The sequence below is a fragment of the Sediminicola sp. YIK13 genome, assembly GCF_001430825.1.
GTDB lineage: Bacteria > Bacteroidota > Bacteroidia > Flavobacteriales > Flavobacteriaceae > Sediminicola.
This window is the reverse complement of record NZ_CP010535.1, coordinates 2,438,855-2,459,709: the sequence shown is the minus strand read 5'-3', so window position 1 is coordinate 2,459,709 and position 20,855 is coordinate 2,438,855. Positions and strand designations below refer to the sequence as shown.

At 36.3% G+C, this 20,855-nt stretch carries 20 protein-coding genes and 1 tRNA gene; 11 read left to right on the top strand and 10 right to left on the bottom strand.

Going from position 1 to position 20,855, the window contains the following annotated elements; translation table 11 throughout:
• Positions 1 to 23: 23 nt before the first annotated feature.
• Complete coding sequence (locus SB49_RS10975; RefSeq protein ID WP_062056525.1) at positions 24 to 2,321, bottom strand: FdhF/YdeP family oxidoreductase; 2,298 nt, start codon at positions 2,319 to 2,321, stop codon at positions 24 to 26.
• A gap of 183 nt (positions 2,322 to 2,504) precedes the next feature.
• On the opposite strand from SB49_RS10975, the gene SB49_RS10970 reads away from it, so the two are divergent.
• From SB49_RS10970 to SB49_RS10925, 11 genes are all read left to right on the top strand, one after another.
• Positions 2,505 to 3,059 (top strand): nitroreductase family protein, encoded by a 555-nt coding sequence (locus tag SB49_RS10970; protein ID WP_062056523.1) that lies wholly within the window; start codon positions 2,505 to 2,507, stop codon positions 3,057 to 3,059.
• A gap of 137 nt (positions 3,060 to 3,196) precedes the next feature.
• On the top strand, positions 3,197 to 3,481 hold the full coding sequence (locus SB49_RS10965; RefSeq protein WP_062056521.1) for a GIY-YIG nuclease family protein: 285 nt from the start codon (positions 3,197 to 3,199) through the stop codon (positions 3,479 to 3,481).
• Positions 3,482 to 3,585: 104 nt separating this feature from the next.
• A complete protein-coding gene (locus SB49_RS16280; RefSeq protein WP_082591108.1) occupies positions 3,586 to 3,756 on the top strand; it encodes a GIY-YIG nuclease family protein in 171 nt (56 codons plus the stop codon).
• Positions 3,757 to 3,889: 133 nt separating this feature from the next.
• A tRNA-Arg gene (locus SB49_RS10960) sits at positions 3,890 to 3,961 on the top strand.
• A 236-nt stretch (positions 3,962 to 4,197) separates the two neighbouring features.
• Positions 4,198 to 5,466 carry a site-specific integrase gene (locus SB49_RS10955; RefSeq protein WP_062056519.1) on the top strand — a complete coding sequence of 423 codons (1,269 nt, stop codon included), beginning with the start codon at positions 4,198 to 4,200 and terminating at the stop codon, positions 5,464 to 5,466.
• Positions 5,467 to 5,881: 415 nt separating this feature from the next.
• Positions 5,882 to 6,151, top strand: coding sequence for a helix-turn-helix transcriptional regulator (locus SB49_RS10950; protein ID WP_062056517.1), 270 nt, complete (start codon positions 5,882 to 5,884; stop codon positions 6,149 to 6,151).
• A 72-nt stretch (positions 6,152 to 6,223) separates the two neighbouring features.
• Positions 6,224 to 7,429 carry a primase-helicase family protein gene (locus SB49_RS10945; protein WP_062056515.1) on the top strand — a complete coding sequence of 402 codons (1,206 nt, stop codon included), beginning with the start codon at positions 6,224 to 6,226 and terminating at the stop codon, positions 7,427 to 7,429.
• A gap of 207 nt (positions 7,430 to 7,636) precedes the next feature.
• On the top strand, positions 7,637 to 8,593 hold the full coding sequence (locus SB49_RS10940) for a toprim domain-containing protein (RefSeq protein WP_082591107.1): 957 nt from the start codon (positions 7,637 to 7,639) through the stop codon (positions 8,591 to 8,593).
• Positions 8,590 to 8,892, top strand: coding sequence for a mobilization protein MbpA (mbpA, locus tag SB49_RS10935; RefSeq protein WP_062056513.1), 303 nt, complete (start codon positions 8,590 to 8,592; stop codon positions 8,890 to 8,892). Before SB49_RS10940 ends, mbpA begins: the two co-directional genes overlap by 4 nt.
• Entirely contained in the window at positions 8,892 to 9,761 is an 870-nt protein-coding gene (locus SB49_RS10930) for a relaxase/mobilization nuclease domain-containing protein (protein ID WP_062056511.1), read from the top strand. Before mbpA ends, SB49_RS10930 begins: the two co-directional genes overlap by 1 nt.
• 12 nt (positions 9,762 to 9,773) lie before the next feature.
• Positions 9,774 to 10,247, top strand: coding sequence for a DUF6730 family protein (locus SB49_RS10925; protein ID WP_062056509.1), 474 nt, complete (start codon positions 9,774 to 9,776; stop codon positions 10,245 to 10,247).
• A gap of 384 nt (positions 10,248 to 10,631) precedes the next feature.
• Here SB49_RS10925 and SB49_RS10920 read toward each other — a convergent pair whose 3' ends face one another.
• From SB49_RS10920 to SB49_RS10870, 9 genes are all read right to left on the bottom strand, one after another.
• Positions 10,632 to 11,078, bottom strand: coding sequence for a hypothetical protein (locus SB49_RS10920; protein WP_145758388.1), 447 nt, complete (start codon positions 11,076 to 11,078; stop codon positions 10,632 to 10,634).
• 271 nt (positions 11,079 to 11,349) lie between these two features.
• Entirely contained in the window at positions 11,350 to 11,952 is a 603-nt protein-coding gene (locus SB49_RS10915) for a hypothetical protein (protein ID WP_062056505.1), read from the bottom strand.
• A gap of 184 nt (positions 11,953 to 12,136) precedes the next feature.
• Positions 12,137 to 13,789: a hypothetical protein gene (locus tag SB49_RS10910; RefSeq protein WP_062056503.1), complete on the bottom strand. Its 1,653-nt coding sequence runs from the start codon at positions 13,787 to 13,789 to the stop codon at positions 12,137 to 12,139.
• A 138-nt stretch (positions 13,790 to 13,927) separates the two neighbouring features.
• Positions 13,928 to 14,491 (bottom strand): helix-turn-helix domain-containing protein, encoded by a 564-nt coding sequence (locus SB49_RS10905; protein ID WP_062056502.1) that lies wholly within the window; start codon positions 14,489 to 14,491, stop codon positions 13,928 to 13,930.
• Between the two features lie 327 nt (positions 14,492 to 14,818).
• Positions 14,819 to 15,256 carry a hypothetical protein gene (locus SB49_RS10900; RefSeq protein ID WP_145758386.1) on the bottom strand — a complete coding sequence of 146 codons (438 nt, stop codon included), beginning with the start codon at positions 15,254 to 15,256 and terminating at the stop codon, positions 14,819 to 14,821.
• A gap of 252 nt (positions 15,257 to 15,508) precedes the next feature.
• Positions 15,509 to 15,919, bottom strand: a complete 411-nt coding sequence (locus SB49_RS10895; protein ID WP_062056498.1) for a hypothetical protein — start codon at positions 15,917 to 15,919, stop codon at positions 15,509 to 15,511.
• A 521-nt stretch (positions 15,920 to 16,440) separates the two neighbouring features.
• A complete protein-coding gene (locus SB49_RS10890) occupies positions 16,441 to 17,547 on the bottom strand; it encodes a ligand-binding sensor domain-containing protein (RefSeq protein ID WP_062056496.1) in 1,107 nt (368 codons plus the stop codon).
• 196 nt (positions 17,548 to 17,743) lie between these two features.
• A complete protein-coding gene (locus tag SB49_RS10885) occupies positions 17,744 to 18,424 on the bottom strand; it encodes an ATP-binding cassette domain-containing protein (protein ID WP_062056494.1) in 681 nt (226 codons plus the stop codon).
• 850 nt (positions 18,425 to 19,274) lie between these two features.
• A complete protein-coding gene (locus SB49_RS10870) occupies positions 19,275 to 20,825 on the bottom strand; it encodes a tetratricopeptide repeat protein (RefSeq protein ID WP_062056487.1) in 1,551 nt (516 codons plus the stop codon).
• Between the last annotated feature and the right edge of the window lie 30 nt (positions 20,826 to 20,855).

Here is a 20,855-nt window from a genome sequence, read left to right as displayed (position 1 = left end):
GTGCTGACCAAAAGTAGAAGTAATCAGGTCTTTTCTATAGTGACTACAACCGATTTGCTAATGGGGGTATAACTCTTATCAGCATAATGGTTATATGGCACCAAAACATTGGTCTCAGGGTAGTAGGAGGCAAGGTTGCCTTCTGGAATGTCGTAGGGTATTACAAGAAATTTGAGGGCTTTGCGTTCCTTTTGATCATAGGTACTGATGAGGTTTACCACATCCAGTTTATTTAATTTTAATTTTTCCATGTCCCTTGGATTCATAAAAACCACCCGTCTTTCGTTATGAACACCCCTATATCTATCATTAAGGCCATAGATAGTGGTATTGAATTGGTCATGGGATCTAATGGTCATCAATATAAATTCACCTGGGGATAGTTTATGCTCAGGAAGGCCACAAATGCTGAATTGTGCTTTCTGGTTTGGGAGTTTGCTAAAGTCTAATTCCCTGACATTATTGGGCAAATAAAACCCACCTCCTTTAGATTTATCGTTCACATTTTTAAACCCTGTCAGGACCGCACCCATTTTTTCACGAAGCAACTCGTAATCCGCACTTAGATTTTTCCAATCTACAGGGTGGTTGCCATTAAAATAGGCATTGGCTATACCACCCACGATCTCAGGTTCGCTCTTCAGGTTATCAGATGCCGGGGGCAGTACGCCTTTGGAGCGGTGTACCTTTCCCATGCTGTTCTCAACGGTAAAGAACCTGGGGTTGCCGTCTTTTAAATCCATATCGGACCTACCCAAGGTTGGTAGCAATAAAGCTGTTTTCCCAGTAACCAAATGGGTGCGGTTTAGTTTGGTACTAATATTTACTGTAAGATCACAGTTTTGCAACGCTTCTGCTGTATACTCGGTATCGGATACTGCCGAAGCGAAATTTCCTCCAAGACCAATAAAGACCTTTGCCTTGCCATCGTGCATGGCTTTTACGGCGCGAACCGTATCAAATCCTTCCTTGGTCGGGGCTTTGAAACCAAATGTTCTTTCGATGGCCTGGTTGAGCTCTTCTGATACAAAATGCATAATACCAACAGAGCGGTCACCCTGTACATTACTATGTCCCCTAACCGGACAGGTGCCTGCACCAGGTTTTCCCAAACTCCCTTTTAAGAGTAAGAGATTAACGCATTCCTTGATGTTCTCCACGCCATTTTTGTGTTGGGTAAGACCCATGGCCCAACAGATGATAATTTTCTTCTTTTCGGCCAAAAGAGCTACAGCCTCATCAATGGCGCTTTCCAAAACCCCGGATTGTTCTAAAAGATCTGATCCTGAATAGTTATTCAAATCTTGCAATAGGGCTTCATATCCCTCGGTATAGGTATTTATAAATTCGTGATCAAAAACGTTTTCACTTCCCTTATCCAGCGCAGCCAATTTTTTAATGATCAATTTCAACAAAGGGACATCCTGATTGATCTTCACCTGCAAATGGATATCTGTAATGGTTTCTCCAGAGCCCAAAACACCTTTTATTTCTTGTGGATTTTTAAAGCGTTTCAAACCAGCTTCTTCGAGGGGATTTATGGTTATCACCTTCCCGCCGTTTACCTTACATTTCTCTAGTGCAGAGAGCATGCGTGGGTGGTTTGTCCCCGGATTTTGCCCTATGACCATCACCACCTCGGCTTCATAAAAATCTTCTAGTTTAACAGAACCTTTTCCTATTCCCAAGGTTTCCCCAAGGGCCACTCCACTGGATTCATGGCACATATTGGAACAATCTGGCATATTGTTGGTGCCGTAAGCGCGTGAAAAAAGGCCATATAAAAAAGCGGCCTCGTTACTGGATCTTCCCGAAGTATAAAAAATAGCTTCATCAGGAGAATCCAAATCCTGTAAATATTTTGCTATAAGTTCAAAGGATTCACCCCAAGAAATCGGTTCATAATGCACGCTGCCAGGTTTAAGAACCATGGGTTCGGTAAGGCGCCCACTTTTGCCAATATGGTAATCGGACCATAGGGAGAGCTCTTCCACAGAATGAGCTTCGAAGAAAGATTTGTCCACCCTTTTTGTTGTGGCTTCCTCGGATAAAGCTTTGGCCCCGTTCTCACAATATTCCCCTAATTTGGAAGGCTTTTCTGGATCTGGCCAGGCACAACCGGGACAATCAAACCCTTCTTTTTGGTTCATATGGGACAATGTGCTCAATGCCCTATAAATCCCCATTTCCTTGAATGTATGTTCAAGGGTCACTTTAACAGCCTTTATACCGGCAGCATAGGAAGCAGGTTCCGATAATCTTATGCCCGTAAATTCGGTTGAACCTTGGGTGGAAATATTTCTATTATGGGAATTTTTCATTTAGGATCTTAATTAAGGGTGCTGTTGAAAAGGGCTCTATGCAAGTTATAATTTTAGCATAAGCTTTGGTAGTTCAAAATTGATATTTAACTTATTTTTTGATTTTGAGGACCCTCTTGATCCCTCCTTTCTTTATAGCTTTGCCTACAGATTGTAAAAGTTAACTTTAAGGAAAAGAAGTAGATGGACCTAAACGAGATCATAAGAAATAGACGTTCCGTAATGCCTGTTCAATACAATAACGAACCCATTACCAAAGAACAGATCAATCAGTTGTTGGAGGCGGCCAATTGGGCCCCTACCCATAAAAAAACAGAGCCATGGCGGTTTAAAGTGTTACATGGAGAATCTCAAGGAAAATTGGGTGCTTTTCTAGCGGACAAATACAAGCAGACGGACGCAAAATTTTCTGCTTTTAAATATAATAAGCTTAAGGAAAATCCAAAAAAAGCGGGAGCCATAATTGCGGTCTGCATGCAGCGAGATCCCAATGAAAGTATTCCTGAATGGGAGGAGGTGGCAGCTGTTGCCATGGCAGTTCAGAATATGTGGCTAACAGCAACGGATATGGGAATTGGATCGTATTGGAGCTCCCCTGGATTGATAAAATATATGGATGAATTTTTTGATTTGGAATTGGGGGAAAAGTGTTTGGGATTCTTTTATTTGGGAAATTTTGATGTTCCTATAGACGATCGGGTTCCTGGCCCAATCTCTGACAAAACGGTATGGATATAATTTTTACAAAAGAATGTAAAAGATTGCTAAATTCGCGGAATTTTAAAAATTATCATATGGCTCTAAGGATTAGTTCAAGGGCTATAGAAAAAGGGAATTTATAACAAATCATATGTCTGAACGAATTAGATTAAATTATGCCTTTTGTATACATAATTAAATCGATAAAAGACGATAGTTTTTATATTGGTAAAACATTTGATTTGGAACAGCGCTTAATGTACCACAATACAGTAGAGCTTAATGAAGGGTCTAGCAAATCTGGCATCCCTTGGGAGTATTATTTTACCATGGAAGTAAAAAGTTATTTCTTAGCAGGGAAATTGGAAAAGCACCTTAAGGAAGTATATAGTGAGCAATACTGCTCGGATTTGGTAAAATATCCGGAGATAAGTCAAAAACTTATCGAAAAGTATTCCTAAATTTGCAGCTCTGAAAAGCAGCCTCATAGTTCAACGGATAGTCCCGATAGCTATCGGGAAGAGTTTCCTCCCCGTTTCATTTTTTCAATAATTATAGAGGATACATGCCCTATGTATACATCATAAAATCAACCAAAACTAATGCCTTTTATACCGGCAAGACTTATGATCTTGAGCAAAGATTAACGTTTCACAACACCCCAGAACTTAATAATGGGAACAGTAAATCGGGTATTCCCTGGGAATATTTTTTCACCCTGGAGGTGCCTACTTAAATGTTGGCGGGTAAATTAGAAATGCACATAAAGCGAATGAAGAGTAGGGAGTACTGCAAGAATTTGGTAAAATATCCGGAGATAAGTCAAAAACTTATCGAAAAGTATTCCTAAATTTGCAGCTCTGAAAAGCAGCCTCATAGTTCAACGGATAGAATAAGAGTTTCCTAAACTTTAGATCCAAGTTCGATTCTTGGTGAGGCTACATTTTAAGATACAGATTGATTCAATATAGTACAAAACATATTGATTATCAGTATTTTATATTTTTTTTACTTTTAATTGATTTCAATTAAAAGCATATATTAGAGTTCACAGATCGTCAACATTTTATTCAAATGTTTTCGTATTTTGTAATTGTTTATTTTAAGTCTGTTAATAAACGATTTGTAGGTGATTTGACTTTCGTCCTTAATTAAGTTTAATTTAAAGACGTTTGTTATGCGCACTACTTCCACATTTTCAATTTTATTTTGGTTATACGCCAAAAGAATTAAGAACAATCAAGCTCCTCTTTATGCCAGAATAACTATAGACGGCAAAAAGCTCAACATTAGCCTCAAAAGAAGAATCGACACAAAGCTTTGGTGTCCTGAAAAGCAGCGAGCGAAAGGTTCAGGTACAAATACTAAGGGTATAAACCTATACCTTAATGAAGTACATTCAAAGTTATTTCAGTGCTATCAGGAATTAAGGGCAGCTGATAAGCGCATTACTACACAAACTATTAAATCTAAATTTTTAGGCGACGATAAGACAAAGGAATTTACCCTTACTGATATCATTACCTACCATAATGATAAAATGTTTCACAAATTACATAGAAATACTTCAAGGCTATATTTAATTAGTCAAAAATACATCCTACTCTATTTAAAAGAGGAATATAAGCTCGATGACATAGAATTATCTCTTCTTGATTACAAATTTATCCTGGGTTTTGAAAATTTTTTAAGAGGCCATAAACCAAGGCATTATCAGAAACAGATTGGGAATAACGCAGTAATGAAACATATACAGCGTTTGAGGAGAATGGTGACTTTAGCTTTTGATATTGAATGGATCGGACAAGACCCCTTTCGTAAATTCAAACAAAAACTAATTCCCACACACCGCGGTCATCTAACAGGCAAAGAATTGGAACTTTTAGAGGAGGTATCATTGAGCTCTTTGAGATTAAGAACCGTAAAGGACCTATTTGTATTCAGCTGTTTTACAGGTATTAGCTATATAGATATGATGCAACTCAAGGAACAGAGTGTAATTATGGGTCTGGATAAAAGGTGGTGGATTGTAACAAAAAGGCAAAAAACTAGGAACCCTGTGAAAGTACCCTTGTTATCCAAAGCTTTTAAAATCATCGAGAATTTCAGAGAAGACGAAAGGTGTAAGATTTATGGGACATTGTTCCCTAGAATATCAAATCAAAAAGTGAATGCCTATTTGAAGGAAATTGCAATAGCAGCTGGCATTAAAAAAAACCTCACCTTTCATATGGCTAGACATACTTTTGCAACAACGGTTACAATGACTAACGGAGTACCAATAGAAACTATTTCTAAAATGTTAGGGCACAGAAAGCTAACAACCACACAAATTTATGCCAAAGTAATTGAGCAAAAGGTATGTGAGGATATGACAATACTTCGTGAAAAACTTGAAATAAATACAGCGTCATATAATACTGATAATACCAAGAGAATTCATTAGGTCACCTGTTCAATTAAGTCAAAATGAAAATATTAATTTTGATTGAAACTTGAATGATTGGGTTTGGAGAACTTTTGGAGAAACCGAATTAAAAAAGACCTTTTTGTGGCCCTGAATTTAGCGGTAGATAGATTTCAATTGTTGATAACCCATAATTACATTCTAATTCACAAACATCACTAAGATTTAAAATGGTGCCGTTCGGTATCATACGGGACCAAATAAAATTTGCGCCTTCCAAATATTATTTTATTTCTTCCATATTGACGCAATATACTGTATATCAATTATTTGTGGATAACTCCTTACATCGCTCCATAGGGCTGTTCGCCTATTTTCATACATTTATCCAATAGCAATATTGAAAGAAAACAAAAGCGCTTTTGTTCATTTCACATCCTTAAAAAGAAATAAAATGGACACTATTTTAATACTCGAACTGCTGGACCGTTTGGAAAAACTTTTGATGGCGAAGAAAGAGGTACTGACCTTTGAGGAGACCTGCGATTATACAGGGATATCCAGAAGCTACCTGTACAAACTTACCGCTGCGGGGACCGTTCCGCACTCCAAGCCCAACGGAAAACTTATTTTTTTCGAAAGGAAGAAAATTGAGGGTTGGCTGCTCCAGAACGAACGAGAACCCATAGAGGAAATCGAAACGATAGCGAAGCCTGTTCGTTAGGCGATCGCATTTCCAAACTTTTCAAATTTCATTACGCCTTGGGAATCCCCTAGGTGTTCAAAACCCTATACTATGAAAAAAGTACCTTACTTACGGGTTGGGACTTCGTACTATAAACTGGTGCAGGCACCGACCATCGCAGGCCATTTCAACGAGATCTTGGTCCATTGGAACATCGAGACCATCCGCCAGGACCATGGAAAGGATTACCTGAGCAAGGTTCCCAAGTATGATGGCTTCACCTGTATCCCCAGCCACGTCGATTTTAAACAGGAGTACAAAGGGTTTTATAATACCTATTCCCCATTGCCCGCAATCCCCAAAGAAGGGGATTGTAGTACGTCATTAAGTTTCCTTGAACACATTTTCGGCCAGCACTATGAACTGGGATTGGACTACCTTCAACTGTTATATACGAAACCGGTCCAGGTACTGCCAATTCTATGCTTGGTCTCCAAGGAACGTTCCACGGGCAAGAGCACCTTTTTGAAATGGCTGAAGGCCATCTTCGACAACAACATGACCTATCTGACCAATGACAGCTTCAGCAGCCAGTTCAATGCGGACTGGGCGAACAAGCTGCTCATCTGTATAGATGAGGTTCTGTTCAACAAAGAGGAACTGACCGAACGCATCAAGTACCTGAGCACGACCAATATCAACAAGTTGGAGGCCAAGGGAAAGGACAAACGGGAAGTGGAGTTCTTTGGCAAGTTCATCCTGTGCAGCAACAACGAGGACAATTTTATCAAGATCGACGGGAACGAGACCCGTTTTTGGGTACTGAAAATACCGGTGCTTAAAAAGGAGGAGACCGATTTCCTGTATCACCTGAAATCGGAGATACCGGCTTTTCTGCATTTCATGCAACAGCGGCAGCTATCGAGCGAGCACAGCACTAGAATGTGGTTCACCCCAAAACAGATTAGAACAGCAGCGTTAAAAAGGTTGGTGCAGAACAATAGGAACCGGGTGGAGAAGGAACTTGCAAGTATCCTGTTCAGTGTCATGGAAAAGTTCGAACTGGAGGAAATACATCTCTGTCCCATCGATGCGCTGCACCTGTTGAACAAGACCCGCGTCAAGACCGACCTGACACAGTTACGGAAATTGCTGAAGAACGATTGGAAACTTGTCAACCAGGACAACTCCAACAAATACCAAAAAGTGACTATTTGGAGCGATGGGGATATAAACCTGACCGATGCCAAGGGAAGGTACTTTACGGTGGCAAAAGACTTTTTGGACAAAAATTTTGATGATACGATGACGGAATAGGGCGGGACCAATGTTTACGGGGCCTAGGCTGTCATCAAACTGTCATCATTCTGTCATCAAAAAAAATAATGATGACGGAAAACACTTGGAAAAAACGAAGAACGATGATGTGATGACAAAACGATGACATGGGAAACCTAACACTGTAGGGGCCTTAGAGGGTGTTGTCATCATATCATCAAAAAAACAGCTAAAAGCATTTGGCTTATGAAAGAAAAAAGAACAACAGGATTATCGTGTGAAAGAGCCCGAGCTTTTCCCATCGAAAAAGCGCTGGCAAAACTAGGGCACTTTCCGACCAAAACGAACGATAAAGAAGCTTGGTTCCTGAGCCCTTTCCGCTCAGAGGCCCAAGCCTCTTTCAAGGTGTCCAAGACACTCAATAGATGGTACGACCATGGGGAAGGAACCGGCGGTAATGTAATAGACCTGGTCTGTAAAATGAGACAATGCACCGTAAAAGAAGCTTTACGAATAATCGGAGAGGATAAGAACTCTTTTTTATTTCAACAGCAGTCCGGTTTTAAAGTGGAACAACAGGATAAAATCTTTGTAAAAGAAGTCAAGGAACTTACCCATTATGCTTTGCGAGGTTATTTAAGTTCCAGATCTATTTCAACCACAACCGTGAAGAAATACATTAGTGAGGTCCATTATAGTTTTAAGAATAAGAACTACTTCGCCATCGGTTTTAAAAACGATTCCGGGGGATGGGAACTTCGTAACAAATATTATAAGAACTGTAGCTCACCGAAGGACATCACCCATATCAAAAACGGAAACGGAAAACTGATCGTTACCGAAGGGATGTTCGACCTGTTGTCGATTTTGGAGGGTACCGAAGAATCAAATTTGGAATATGATTTTCTGGTGTTGAACTCTGCGGCATTTGTAAAGAAAGCAATGGACGTTATTGAAAGGTATAACCAAATCGACCTGTATTTGGACAATGATTCAACCGGTAAGGTAACTACCCGAAAATTGATAAAACATTCCAATAACTGCCTGGACAGATCAAGTCTATACCAGGGGTTTAAGGACGTCAACGAATGGTTGATTGGAAATGCTAGAAAGGGACTTGGTCAGGAAGCGCGAGATGTGTCTTTGTTGCCACAAAAACAAACTCGCTCTGCTCCCGATGGTCGCAAAGTAAAAAAGAAATGAAACGTACGTACATCAAATTCCGTTGCTCCATCTACGAGAAAAAACTGCTCCGGAAAAGGGCGGAACGGGCAGGACTTTCCCTCTCCGAATATTGCCGCAGCTCCGCTTTCGGCAATACCGTCATCGAGCGGTTGACCGAGGAACAATTGGCCCATTATAAAATGCTGGTGAAGTACAAGAGCAACTTTACCCGGATCGGCAATATGTTCAAGAAGCACAATCCAAGACTGGCCAGCGAGGTTGAGCAATTGGCGGAGGAAATACGGACACACCTTTATAATTTCAAAAGAACAAAGTAATGATAGGCAAGGGAACGTCCATAGCGCATACGGGTACAAGTATCGATTACGGTTGGAACCAGGAGAAGGATGCGGAAATCGTATTCAGCCAACATTTGGCTGGCAACAGTCCCCAAGAGATCACCGAGGAGTTCAGGTTGATACAAGAAGAGAATATCCGCTGCCAAAAGAATACCCTTAGCTTTATACTCAGTCCGACACAGGAAGACGGCAGAAACCTTTCCAAGGAACAATTAGGGGAACTGACACAAAGGTTCGTCAAGCAAATGCAGCTGAAGGAACGGCAGGCCATCGCCTTTGTCCATAGGGACAAGGCACATACCCATGTCCATTTATACGTGAACCGGATCGGTTTCGATGGAAAGGCCTACAACGATAGTTTTATCGGGAAACGAAGCCAGCTTGCAGCCGAAAATGTTGCCAAGGAAATGGGACTGACCACGGTCAAGGAAGTACAACGGGAAAAGGAACTGGATACCATAAAGGTCCGGCTAGAAATAAAGGACATCCATCAAAGAGTAATGGAAAGCGAAAGGCCAAAAACATTGGACAGTTATATCCAGATCATGAAAGAAAGAAAAGTGCAAGTCATCCCGACCATTAATAAAGCGAACAGGTTACAGGGATTCAGGTTCCAATATGAAGGCCATAACTTCAAGGCCAGTGAGGTAGACCGCTCCATGTCCGGAGGAAGGATCATGGCACAACTTTCCAAGAACAAAGGGATTGCAAAACCAAAAGAGGTCGGCAAATCGGTCCAGCTACTAGGGAAAACTGTGGAAATGAGCACCAATTTGGCCACAAGCATCGCCAAGAACATCATCAAAAAAACGATCAAAAGGGCCATCGAAACCGGAATAGGTTATTAAAAACAGTAAGCTATGGGATATAAAAAATTGGACGAGGTAATGGAACTTCTAAACGACGAGTTGGACGGTTTTAACCAATCCATCGGTAGACTGGAACGGTTGACCCAAAATACGGACAATATCAAAGTAATGCCCGATACCACCGAATTTGAAAGATTGCTTAGAGAACATCTAAACTACGAGAAAGTCAAAATTTCCAAGCTTCAGCAATCTGTTGAGGAAATAAGGAGTCAGATTTCAAAAGCAAGATTGGTTCCAAAGATACAGTTGTGGATTCACTATTGGATTTGGTTCGTTTCTTTGGTCATTATAGGTTATCTTACGTTTAAAGTTTCACAAATAGATGATGTTCGGGAACGTGTATTCAATAAAGGTGAGCAAGAAGTAATCTCAGACATGAGAGAATATTTTGACCAATATCCACAACACTACAAATCCTACCAAAAATGGGTAAAGGAAAAAGATAGCGTTCCAAATCAAAAGTAGTGTGCGCCCTATGGAATTTTTGCTTGACACTTATCTTCCGGAACGCTACAAAAATTCCACAGGATCCATGCGCAGGCAAGTTATGGTAAGATTTAGGGAATTGTTTGATTCAAAGTAACCTTGGAAAAAAGAAACGAACTCTTACTACCCTAAACAGCAAAAAAAAGAAAGCAAGCCCAAAAGAGCCTGCTACAAAGGATAGTAACTTGATAGAACAGGTTACTTCCTAAATTATCGTATAAAAAACTTGTTTTATAATGGTTCGGCTATGATTCCGTTGCGGATAATTTCCAACGGAAATTGTACGTCTGGAATCGGGCCGTTTTAAAGTTAGTGTTTTTCATTTTTAGTTAAAATGCAGCAATGGATTATAGGTATTGTTACCTACTGTATTTTCTCCGTTGTTAAATGATTATAAATTAGTCGAAGCAACATTCTACGATACTCAATTTTTTGAAATTCCTTATCCGGAATCACATCTATAAGTTGGTCAATCAATTCGTAATTATAGGTGTCCATAAGTAATTTCTCCCCAATTTTATTCATCTTATATCGAAAGTCGTTTTCGTCCACCAGTTTTTCCAGTTGTACTAAAGCAGAAAAACATCCCAAGTCCAGATAGATTGTATCAATGGTCCTTTTCTCCTGTTCGCTTCCAATTTTTAAGTCCTGGACGATAGTTTTTTTGGCATCTTCAGTTTTAATTTTAGAAAACAGTTCTTTATACGATTTCTTATCAATTTTGTTTAAAGTCCGACTGAGCAAAAGTCCGTTTTCAATTCCCGACAAAAAATTTCCATAAATGAAAAGACTGTCCGCTGGGACAGCCATGAATCTATTCCTTTGTTCCGCTTTCGCTCTGTAACACAAGTCCAATTTTTGGTCAAATGCAATATTCTCTTGTGCACTTTTACAAGAGCAGACGAAAATAATTAATATGACTAACGCTTTTTTCAATATAGTAGGTAACGCTTGGTGTATGAGCTGTGGCATGGGTTCGTTACGGAACATTCCAGACCGATACTTGCCAGAGGAAAATCCGCAGGATTTTCCAAGTGTACGAGGACAAGCCATGGCTTATGCACAGTGTTGCCACACGTTTTTATTTTTCTTTTCTGTATGTCAAAATATTGCCTTTCGGAAAATACTTTAGATTTAAAAATTCTTTATTGTATCCAAGTATTTCATAATTCAGAGTGTCTGATTTGTTTGTTAATATTAAGAACTTTCCAGCCTTTAATTTCGTATTAGTATATTTAGGTAATTCGTTAGTTATAGTAAATTCATAAATATCCGTTGGGTCTATTTCTTGTCCTTTATAAAACATTATCCAATTTCCGCCTTTTATTTCAATTCCAACAAGAGAATCCTTTTCGTTAATCCAAATTCCTTGTCTAAAATATGACGTTTTACTTTCGATGGAGTTTTCGGTTTTTATGTCGAATTCGTTATTAGCATTAACAATTTGCATATAAATGAAGAAAAATGTTACGGGAATCAAGCCGATAACTATTTGCCAAATTTTGTAATGTTTTAATTTTTTGGTCGGTCGGTTTAATAGCAAAAGAATTATTCCAATAACTATCGAAATGAAGAACAAGAAAGTTGGCCACATTTGTTCTGTGAACATTCTAATATTCATTACGATTCCATAAATAATATATGCAATTCCAAATAATATTAATGGCTCTTTGAGGTTTTTCATTTTAAATGTGTGGCAACGCCTAGGCTATGATTAGTGCGGGGCGGAAATCAAACGGATTTCCAGCTAAGCGCTAAGCTAAAGCCTTTGGTTTTGATTTGTTTATTGTTTTATCCAAAGCTAAATCCAAAAGATTTAGCGACATCATAAATATAAATAGACCTTGCATATTTGAAACAAGGCCGCATTAATTATAGGCATTGTTGGCAGGCGTAATTATTTGTTTTTCCATGCTTGTTCCGTTCTTGTCAAATGTGTATAAATATATTTCTTGTTTCTCATCTATAGGTAGTTCAGTTTTCTTTCCTGATTTCAATATGGTTGTAAAATATGGAACCTTATTAAGATAGTCATATTGGTATTCGATTTCATTGCCATAAAACAACGCTACTTGTACATCATTTTTTGTATTGTTTCTATATGGATATTTTGTGTGGTTTTCTATTTGATTGTTCGGATTGTTATTTAGAACCAAATAATCTACAGACGATAATCTTTCATTTTCGAAAAAGTTGCTTTTAATTATTCCATAATCTGAATTAATTTGATTTCTATATGGATTCAAGTGAGTTTGACTTATTGTAAGTGGGTCAATATTATATTTATTCTTGAAAAAGGTCGCCATCCATTCTTTCCCACTACTTTCCGGTTTTTCAAGTATATGGTCAATACCCGCTAGGACCACAACTTTGGAGTTAGGGTTAACTTTAAAGGTTTTGTTATATAAATTTTCCGCTTGACCAATTTCCCTATTTTTATGGTCCTCTGAGCTTTCATATGCTATAAATTCAAATCCAAGTTCTTTCGCTTTTCTAATTAGGTTGGCAAAGTTTTGTTCACTTGTGTAAAAACCTGTTTCAAGTGTGGGATAGGTATTTGGTAGATTTAATAGACTGTCTTGATTTGTGTTTAGTGCTTCTAATGCTAAATAATTATATCCTATTTCTTTTAGTTTTGGCAACAAATTGGATACCAATATTCTGTGGTTAGGAAAGAAATGGTTTTCATTTATCATTAAAATTTTATGATTTTTTGCTTCTTTAATAATCGTTGCTATGACATTTGAATTATATACGGATTTTGCTCTTATTATTTCGGATATTGTATCGTTCGGTTTATGTTTCGATTCAAGTTTTCTTATGTAATCTTCATAGAATTCGTTTTTTCCGAGAAATGAGGAAAAAGTTAGTTCCATTTGCAGTTTCGACCATTCCTCTTGTTGGTCATAGGTTGGAAACTGGCTAATCTCATTTAGTGCAGCATAAAATTTATTGGAAGTGTAATATTTTTGTACAACGTCATATACCGTATTGATTTGTTTTCGATATGAAGAGTCTAATTCTATACTTTTAAACATACTTTTCAAATCAAATTCTAAGGCTACTTTTGAGTTATGAGATAATGAATTTCCTATAAACCGTATCGTTTGATTATTGATTAATGTATCTAAAACAACAAGTTCTTTTGGGTAATTATGGGTATTTTTTTTAGAAATAGTAACAAAATATTCATACGCTGGATCATCAGTTTTCCCATAAACTAAAACACTATCTACTAGATTAAATTTTGCATTACGAATAACTTTCTTTAATTTTTTTCTGTCCGTTATATAAGTTATGTCTGCTGGTGTTTTAAAATACAGTTGTAATGAGTCATTTATTACATGAATATTGAAATTTTGGATATATCTATTTTGCTCAAAATGTTCATTTATTTTTGGTGAACATCCCAGCAAGGCAAAAAAAATTGTTATGATTGTTAGTTTTTTCATTATGACTGCCAACGCTTCAGCTATGAGTAGTGCGGAGGCAAGGAAACCTTTTTGTTTCCGTCTTCGCACGTAGCAAAAGCTTTTTGTTTTGATTTATATTTTTTCGCCAGAGCAAAATCCAAAAGATTTTGCGGACATAGTAAATATACGCAAACCATTGAATTAAACACCAAACCCCGCATTACTTATAGGTATTGTTGGCACCAGTTATTTTATCAGTTTTATTATGTTAGGATATAAATTTTCTGTTTTTCCTTTATTAGTTTTAATAGCAAAAATTATCGGTAATATTACATTCATAGCGTAAAGTCCAATGAATAGGTAAAATAGAATTGGATAATATTTAAAGTTCAATATTTTTAATAAAGCAAATCCGGTAATAGATAGAAACGCTATAATTGACCAAATGATTTGAAAATTCAATAGGTTAGCTCCTACTTTTTTAAGTCCAATTACTCGATCTTTTTTATTCATCCACAAAATCAAAGGAAGAATTATATTTCCGACAGGAATCGCTAAAAAAGATATAACAGAAAGATGAAAAATGATCAAATAACTTTTGTCAGTTTGTTTTCCGTAATCTAAAATATCTTCGGCATTTATATCGAGTACTTCACATATTAAATTAAGTGTTTTTCCTCGAGGCTCACTTTCGTTGTTTTCGATTCGCTGTATTGTTCTTAAATTGATTTTTGCGGATTCTGCTAATTCCTCTTGAGAAAGTCCTTTTTTCTTTCTTATTTCTCGAATTTTATTTCCGATTTCGTTCATAATTAATTCTGTTTTTTGTTTTTACAAAACTGCATATGAATCAATGGTTTTGATATCGGTTTGTTTGCGACATTTTTACGGCACTCTTGTCAATCTGTTAGATTTGTTGTTTTTTTAATTGGTGCCAACGCTTCAGCTATGAGTAGTGCGGAGGCAAGGAAACCTTTTCGTTTCCGTCTTCGCACGTAGCAAAAGCTTTTTGTTTTGGTTTATATTTTTGTTGCCAGAGCAAAATCCAAAAGATTTTGCGGACATAGTAAATATACGCTTACTTTAGATTAAACACCAAACCCCGCATTACTTATAGGTATTGTTGTCATTAGTTTTTTATTCTTTTATCCTATTTGTCAATACATCGTTTTGAATTATAATAAACCAAGAAAAGGACATATTCACATAACTATTTTGAAAATCGGTGTATGCGGGCTCTATTTCGGGAAGCGAACTAAGGGCGTCATAACTGATTTTCTCAAGTAATGGATTACTCGTTTTATTTTTTAATATTGATGTTGAACCATCATATTTAACTAGAATTTCAACCTGAAGGGTATCATTTATCAAAGACACTTTTCTTTTTTTAGCTTCTTCAAGTATTATGTCACTTATTGTATTTTGTAAACATGATAGAGTAGGGTCTGATTCACAATTTTCAATAAGAGGTACCATATTCTTGTTAGAGAATTCGCGTTTTAATTCAACTTGATCATTCGATTTCTCATCATTTTTTTTCTCTTTACAAGAGGCTAACAGGAAGATTGCTGCCATTGTGGTATATAGCAGCAAATATTTGAATTTCATATTCCTTTAAAATTAATGACAACGGTTTAGCTATGCGTAGTGCGGAGGCAAGGAAACTTTTCGTTTCCGTCTGAGCACGAAGCTAAAGCTTATTGTTTTGATTTATTTTTTTATTCTAAAGCTAAATCCATAAGATTTAGCGACTTTATAAATATACACAGACCTTTCGGTTTAGCTATAACGTCCGCATTACGTATAGGTTTTGTTGGCAAATCGTTTTTATTTTTTCCATCCCTTATAGGTAATAACTAGCCCAAAAAGTCCCAATAAAATCCCGTACAAGAAGTCATTCGATTCTTCATATTCATTTAGAAAAATTAGTTTGTCCATCTGCGCATTCGTTAGCACGTTTACCTCCTTTTTCCCGTAAATTGTTTTGCAAATTAGTCTATTGCCCTTTTTTACGAATACTTGCCCATTATATTGTAATTTATAATATCCGCCTCTCCGTCCGAGATTATCACAGTCCATTGGCGTTTCAAGCACTTTAGCTGAAACAACATTATTCTCCTCGGTTATTCTCTTTTTAACAATTCCATTATTCAATATGATAACAGTAATTATGAGCATAAATAGTCCGCCGATAACAAGTCCTTTGGTTAAAATAAATGTTAGGATTTTTGATTTCAATTTAAAAGTTCTAAATGTTTGCCAACGTTTAGGCTATGATTCCGTTGTTGAGATTTGATGTCAATCAAATCGAGCTTGGGATCATGCCGGTCTAATGTACGAAAACTTTTGATTTGTAGTAAATACGCTAAACAATGGATTATAGGCCTTGTTAGCGCCTTTGGTGTTGCCCGGGCCATAGTGAAGGCGTTATAACAACTTAACGCACTTAAACCTTTTATAAATTGCCTTTTTAGGGTCAAACTAGGGCGTGAGTGCGTTCTGCTTGCGTACAGATTGGTAAGGCAATTTAAAAAGGATCAGCTTTGCCCGAGCCGTGGTTTACTCTTTTATTCAGCGTTACACTCCGTACTGCTTTGTTTTTTATTGCACCATTGGCGCTAACGTTTGGTGTATGGTTAGTTGCGTGGTTCGCAACTAATGTAGTAAACAAATACTTGCCAGAGGAAATTCCGAAGGAATTTTCGTGAGAAGCACTAGCCAAAGCAATTAATTATACACGCTGTTAGCAACAGTTATTTTTAGTTCGTCCAAGGTTCTTTGTCCTTGGCATTCATGATTTTTTGTCCATCAAAAATGCATAGTCCTTGCCAGCTTCCAAACCAAACTTGTCTTTTTTTGTCCTCGAGAATACTTTGTGTGACATTAGATGTTAAGCCATCTTCGGTTGTGAATTGTTTGAAATTATTGCCATCATATCGGTAAACACCATAACCTTCAGCCGTAAACCAAATATTCCCTTGGCTGTCTTCATAAAAATTGTAAGTTTCTTCACCTGCAATAATTCCATCCTTAGTGAAGTTCGTGTACGTTTTACCATCAAACTTGCTCACACCACCATAAAAAGTTCCAATCCAAATATTTCCTTGACTGTCTTCTAAAATATCAGCTGTATTATTATCGACAAGTCCGTTTTTGGTTGTTAAATGAGTAAACTTCCCGTTGTTATATTTGAATATTCCATTTCCATCAGTAGCAAACCACATATTTCCATTTTTGTCTTCTATGATTTTAAAAACCAATTTGTCAGATAGCATAGGTTTTGCATTTTCGGCTATTGAATTTGGCAACGAAAAAGGTATAAACTTCTCTCCGTCAAATTGATTAACACCTCCTGTCGAACCAACCCAAATAAGTCCGCTTTTATCAATTGTTAAACCCCAAATTTCTTCATTCTGCAATCCTTCTTTTTTTGAAAATGTTGTATACTCTTTACCATCATATTTTATGAGTCCTTCGGATGTTCCAAACCATAAATTACCTGCTTTGTCTTCTACAATCTCTAAAACCCTAAAACGTGGGTTGATTCCTGCAATAGTGATTTTTTCAAGTATTTGTCCATCATAGCGTATAATCCCATCACCATTTGTTCCAAACCAATAATTCTCTTTTTTGTCTTGATGCATTGTCCTTACAAACTCTCTAACCATTCCATGTAAGTTGGTGTGAATTTGAGGAAATGTCGTGCTTTGATTCAAAATGAGTGGTTGGGTGTTTACTTCATTTTCTTTTATTTTAGTAACAGATTTTTCTTTCACTTGTCCTGTGCACGAAGTGATTTGAATTGTCAGAAGAACTAAAATTAAGTTCTTTGCATTTAATATCATCTTATCACTAATTTTTACCATAATGTCGGTTTTATAATTGTTGCTAACGGTGCAGCTATGAGTAGTGCGGAGGCAAGGAATCATTTTCGATTCCGTCTACGCGCGTAGCAAAAGCTTTATGTTTTATTTTAATTTTTTTTTCGTCAAAGCAAAATCCTGCAGATTTTGCGGACACTTTAAATATACACTTAGTTTTGAATAAACACCTAACTCCGTATTACTTATAGGTGTTGTTGTAAGTAGTTTTTGTTAGATAGCCTAACTCAACTAATTCGCTTTTGTCTTTGATTTCTTTTAAATACCCATTTTGCAAATACAAAATATTATCCGCTAAATTGATTACATTTTTATAATCGTGGTCCGTAATAATATATCCTTTATTCAACTTCATTTTCTTAATGTATTCAATGATATAATCCCGGACAATGGGGCTTACTCCGTTGAAAGGTTCATCAAGTAAAATGTACTTTGAATCAGAATGAATGATTAGTAATATTTCCACTATTCTTTTTTCTCCGCCAGATAAGTCTTGATTTTGTTTGTTTAACAATGGAATTACATGCTCGTTCTTAAATAGAATATCCGAATTTTCTTTTGAAAGAAATAGCTTTATTAATGTGCTTATTTTTACATTATTTGGTAAGAAATTGTCTTGTGGCAAATAGTTAATTAGATTTCTACCATCTGAAATATTTTTAATTATTTTTTCGCCTATTCGTACAAATTTGGATTCAGCCTTTTCAGTCCCAAATACTATTTTTAAAAGAGTAGATTTTCCAGAACCATTTCTGCCAATTAAACCCGTAATCTTGCCTTTTTCGCACGAGAGGAATATATCACTTAGTATTACTTTATTATTGTATTTTTTGGTTAAACTGTCGATATGTAGTCCATTCATATTACAGATAATATCAACAGATTAATTAAAGCTATTATGAAGGTAGAAGCCCATAGTTCAAGATTACCTAATCCTAAATTAAAGTAGTAGTAATATTCGTTTTTATATTTTATTTCATAGACATAATATTGAATTATTGGAGCAATTAAAATGAAACAAAATCCAATAGTAGAAAGTTTGCCGCCAAGTAATATTCCAATGACAATTGAAATAATATACGAGATAAAAAATATCTTTTTTTGGAACAGTAATATGTTTTTTAATATTCTCAGAGGTATATTTTTAAATTACTTACAACGTTTAGGCTATGATTCCGTTGTTGAGATTTGATGTTAATCAAATCGAGCTTGGAATCATGCCGGTCTAAAGTACGAAAACTTTTGAATTGTAGTAAATATGCTAAACAATGGATTATAGGCATTGTTACCCACAGTATTTTAAGTCGATTTAATTGAAATCCATAATTCTATTGAAAAAAAGAACAACACTAGTAATTCAATCAAATTCAATAACCACTTGTTTTTAATAAGTTTTGTCAAAACGAAATCAAGTATAAGTCCAGCCAAACCCAAAGAAATCAGACCGATCATTCCAACTACACCCCAACCTTCCTCATATGACAATGTTGACCATTTAACCATTGTGAAGAGTAAACATCCCAAAATGAATAGAAGGCTAAAGCCTTTTAAAACAGTAAATTTCATCATATTGTGGGTAACGGTTAGTATATGAAAAGTAGGCGATTTCGAAGCACCAAACTTTTAGTTAAGCACAAACTTTGATACGAGCTACAACCCTTGAATTTAGTGCTATTTCGCCTATTTTTTATATACATTGTTACCTGCTGGCTTTATTCTTTTAGTTGTTTTAATCGGTCAATTGCGTTTTGATTTTCATGGTTTAATTCCAAAGACTTTTTGTAATTCAAAATTGCATTTTGGTAGTCCTCATTATAAAAATATGCTTCGGCTAAACTATCATATAAATTTGCCGATTTTGGATTTAGATGTAATGCTAATAAAAGGACATTATATCCTTGCCCTTTCTTCTCAGAATTAAACGATAATCGCAGTCCTAAAGTGTTTAACATTCCTTCTTGAAGTTCAAGATTTGGATGATTGACCATTGTTTTCTCATATAGTGGAATTAAATCTTGATAGTCTTGTTTGAATGCTAAATCATTGAAATCTTTATATGTAAACTCTTTTTCGATAGCTTTTTTCGTTTGTTTAGAAATCAAACTATCGGAAAATCCGTTTGCAACAGGCTTATTTTCAATGAAAGCAATCGCGTTTTTCTCATTTTTTAGTGTCGCATTTAAGAACTGCAAAGTATGTTGACAAAGCAAATTGTAGGAAGCCATAATCTTATCATCACTTTTATCTTGCCTTTTATCTCTGTTAGCGAATAAGACACCGAAAGAACTAAAATAAGAATGGGTTAGATCGTGAAATCTATATCTGTTAATGTTGCTGTATTCCAAAGAGTCGTATAATTGAAATTTGTAGTTCAACTCTTCAGGAATTTTCTCCGTGGTTAGAACTTCTTTCGGAATCTCTTTTTGAGCGAAATGGATATAAGGAATGGAAAACTTATCTAAATTGAAATAGGGTGATTTTTCCAAAACAGGATAATTGTACCTTTCGGTTCCATCCAAACTAACAATTGCTTTTATAGTCTTGTTTTTCATAACAGTTATAGCGTTTGACAACCCACCAAAACTAAATCCCATTAATGCGACTTTTTCCAAATCAATATTCTCATAGGTGCTAATTTCTTTTAGAAGAAATTCAACATCTCTCGATTGTGTTTCCATATCTCTTGTAGTTCCACCTTCTAACCAACGCGTATCTGTTCCTCTTGAAGGACTTGATATAACTACAAAACCATTACTGGCTAAATACTCGAATAACCCAAAGTTTTCAATTGACGAGGCTTGATAACTTGGGGCATAAACTACCACCGGAAATTTTCCGTCTAAAAGTGTTGGATTAGAAAAAGCATTTGTCTTTTCAGAAAGATGAGCTTTATTTTCTGGCGTGTTCCATAAATACGGAAACCAGTCCAACAGAAAGTTATTCGGTAAATTTTTCCATTCTTCCTCTTCTTTTAAAATCTCTAAATAGTTTAAGACTGTTAATTGCTCAGAATTACTATTCTCTATTTTCGCAGGATACCAAATGCTTATTGGAATAGGTCTCTTGATGAGTTGGTTGTTAAACTCATTATGAATTCGATAGGTTCTTGTGCTGTCACTAACTGTATAGTGTTTAAATCCCACTTTATGTTTTCCAGCTTTAAGTCCGATTTCTTTTAAGGATGTCTGTCCGTAAGATATTGTTGATAGTAATAAACCTGTAATGAATATTATTAATCGAACGGTTTTTGAGTTAGTGTCCATAAGAAAGATGTCTTATTTTGATTTTTGTTA

Coding starts and splice junctions, on each gene's coding strand:
- SB49_RS10955 (WP_062056519.1), top strand. CDS start 4,198: ATGCGCACTACTTCCACATTTTCAATTTTATTTTGGTTATACGCCAAA.
- SB49_RS10950 (WP_062056517.1), top strand. CDS start 5,882: ATGGACACTATTTTAATACTCGAACTGCTGGACCGTTTGGAAAAACTT.
- SB49_RS16280 (WP_082591108.1), top strand. CDS start 3,586: ATGCCCTATGTATACATCATAAAATCAACCAAAACTAATGCCTTTTAT.
- SB49_RS10885 (WP_062056494.1), bottom strand. CDS start 18,424: ATGAATGGACTACATATCGACAGTTTAACCAAAAAATACAATAATAAA.
- SB49_RS10900 (WP_145758386.1), bottom strand. CDS start 15,256: ATGGCAGCAATCTTCCTGTTAGCCTCTTGTAAAGAGAAAAAAAATGAT.
- SB49_RS10915 (WP_062056505.1), bottom strand. CDS start 11,952: ATGAAAAACCTCAAAGAGCCATTAATATTATTTGGAATTGCATATATT.
- SB49_RS10930 (WP_062056511.1), top strand. CDS start 8,892: ATGATAGGCAAGGGAACGTCCATAGCGCATACGGGTACAAGTATCGAT.
- SB49_RS10965 (WP_062056521.1), top strand. CDS start 3,197: ATGCCTTTTGTATACATAATTAAATCGATAAAAGACGATAGTTTTTAT.
- SB49_RS10920 (WP_145758388.1), bottom strand. CDS start 11,078: ATGGCTGTCCCAGCGGACAGTCTTTTCATTTATGGAAATTTTTTGTCG.
- SB49_RS10905 (WP_062056502.1), bottom strand. CDS start 14,491: ATGAACGAAATCGGAAATAAAATTCGAGAAATAAGAAAGAAAAAAGGA.
- SB49_RS10970 (WP_062056523.1), top strand. CDS start 2,505: ATGGACCTAAACGAGATCATAAGAAATAGACGTTCCGTAATGCCTGTT.
- SB49_RS10945 (WP_062056515.1), top strand. CDS start 6,224: ATGAAAAAAGTACCTTACTTACGGGTTGGGACTTCGTACTATAAACTG.
- SB49_RS10890 (WP_062056496.1), bottom strand. CDS start 17,547: ATGGTAAAAATTAGTGATAAGATGATATTAAATGCAAAGAACTTAATT.
- mbpA (WP_062056513.1), top strand. CDS start 8,590: ATGAAACGTACGTACATCAAATTCCGTTGCTCCATCTACGAGAAAAAA.
- SB49_RS10940 (WP_082591107.1), top strand. CDS start 7,637: ATGAAAGAAAAAAGAACAACAGGATTATCGTGTGAAAGAGCCCGAGCT.
- SB49_RS10975 (WP_062056525.1), bottom strand. CDS start 2,321: ATGAAAAATTCCCATAATAGAAATATTTCCACCCAAGGTTCAACCGAA.
- SB49_RS10925 (WP_062056509.1), top strand. CDS start 9,774: ATGGGATATAAAAAATTGGACGAGGTAATGGAACTTCTAAACGACGAG.
- SB49_RS10870 (WP_062056487.1), bottom strand. CDS start 20,825: ATGGACACTAACTCAAAAACCGTTCGATTAATAATATTCATTACAGGT.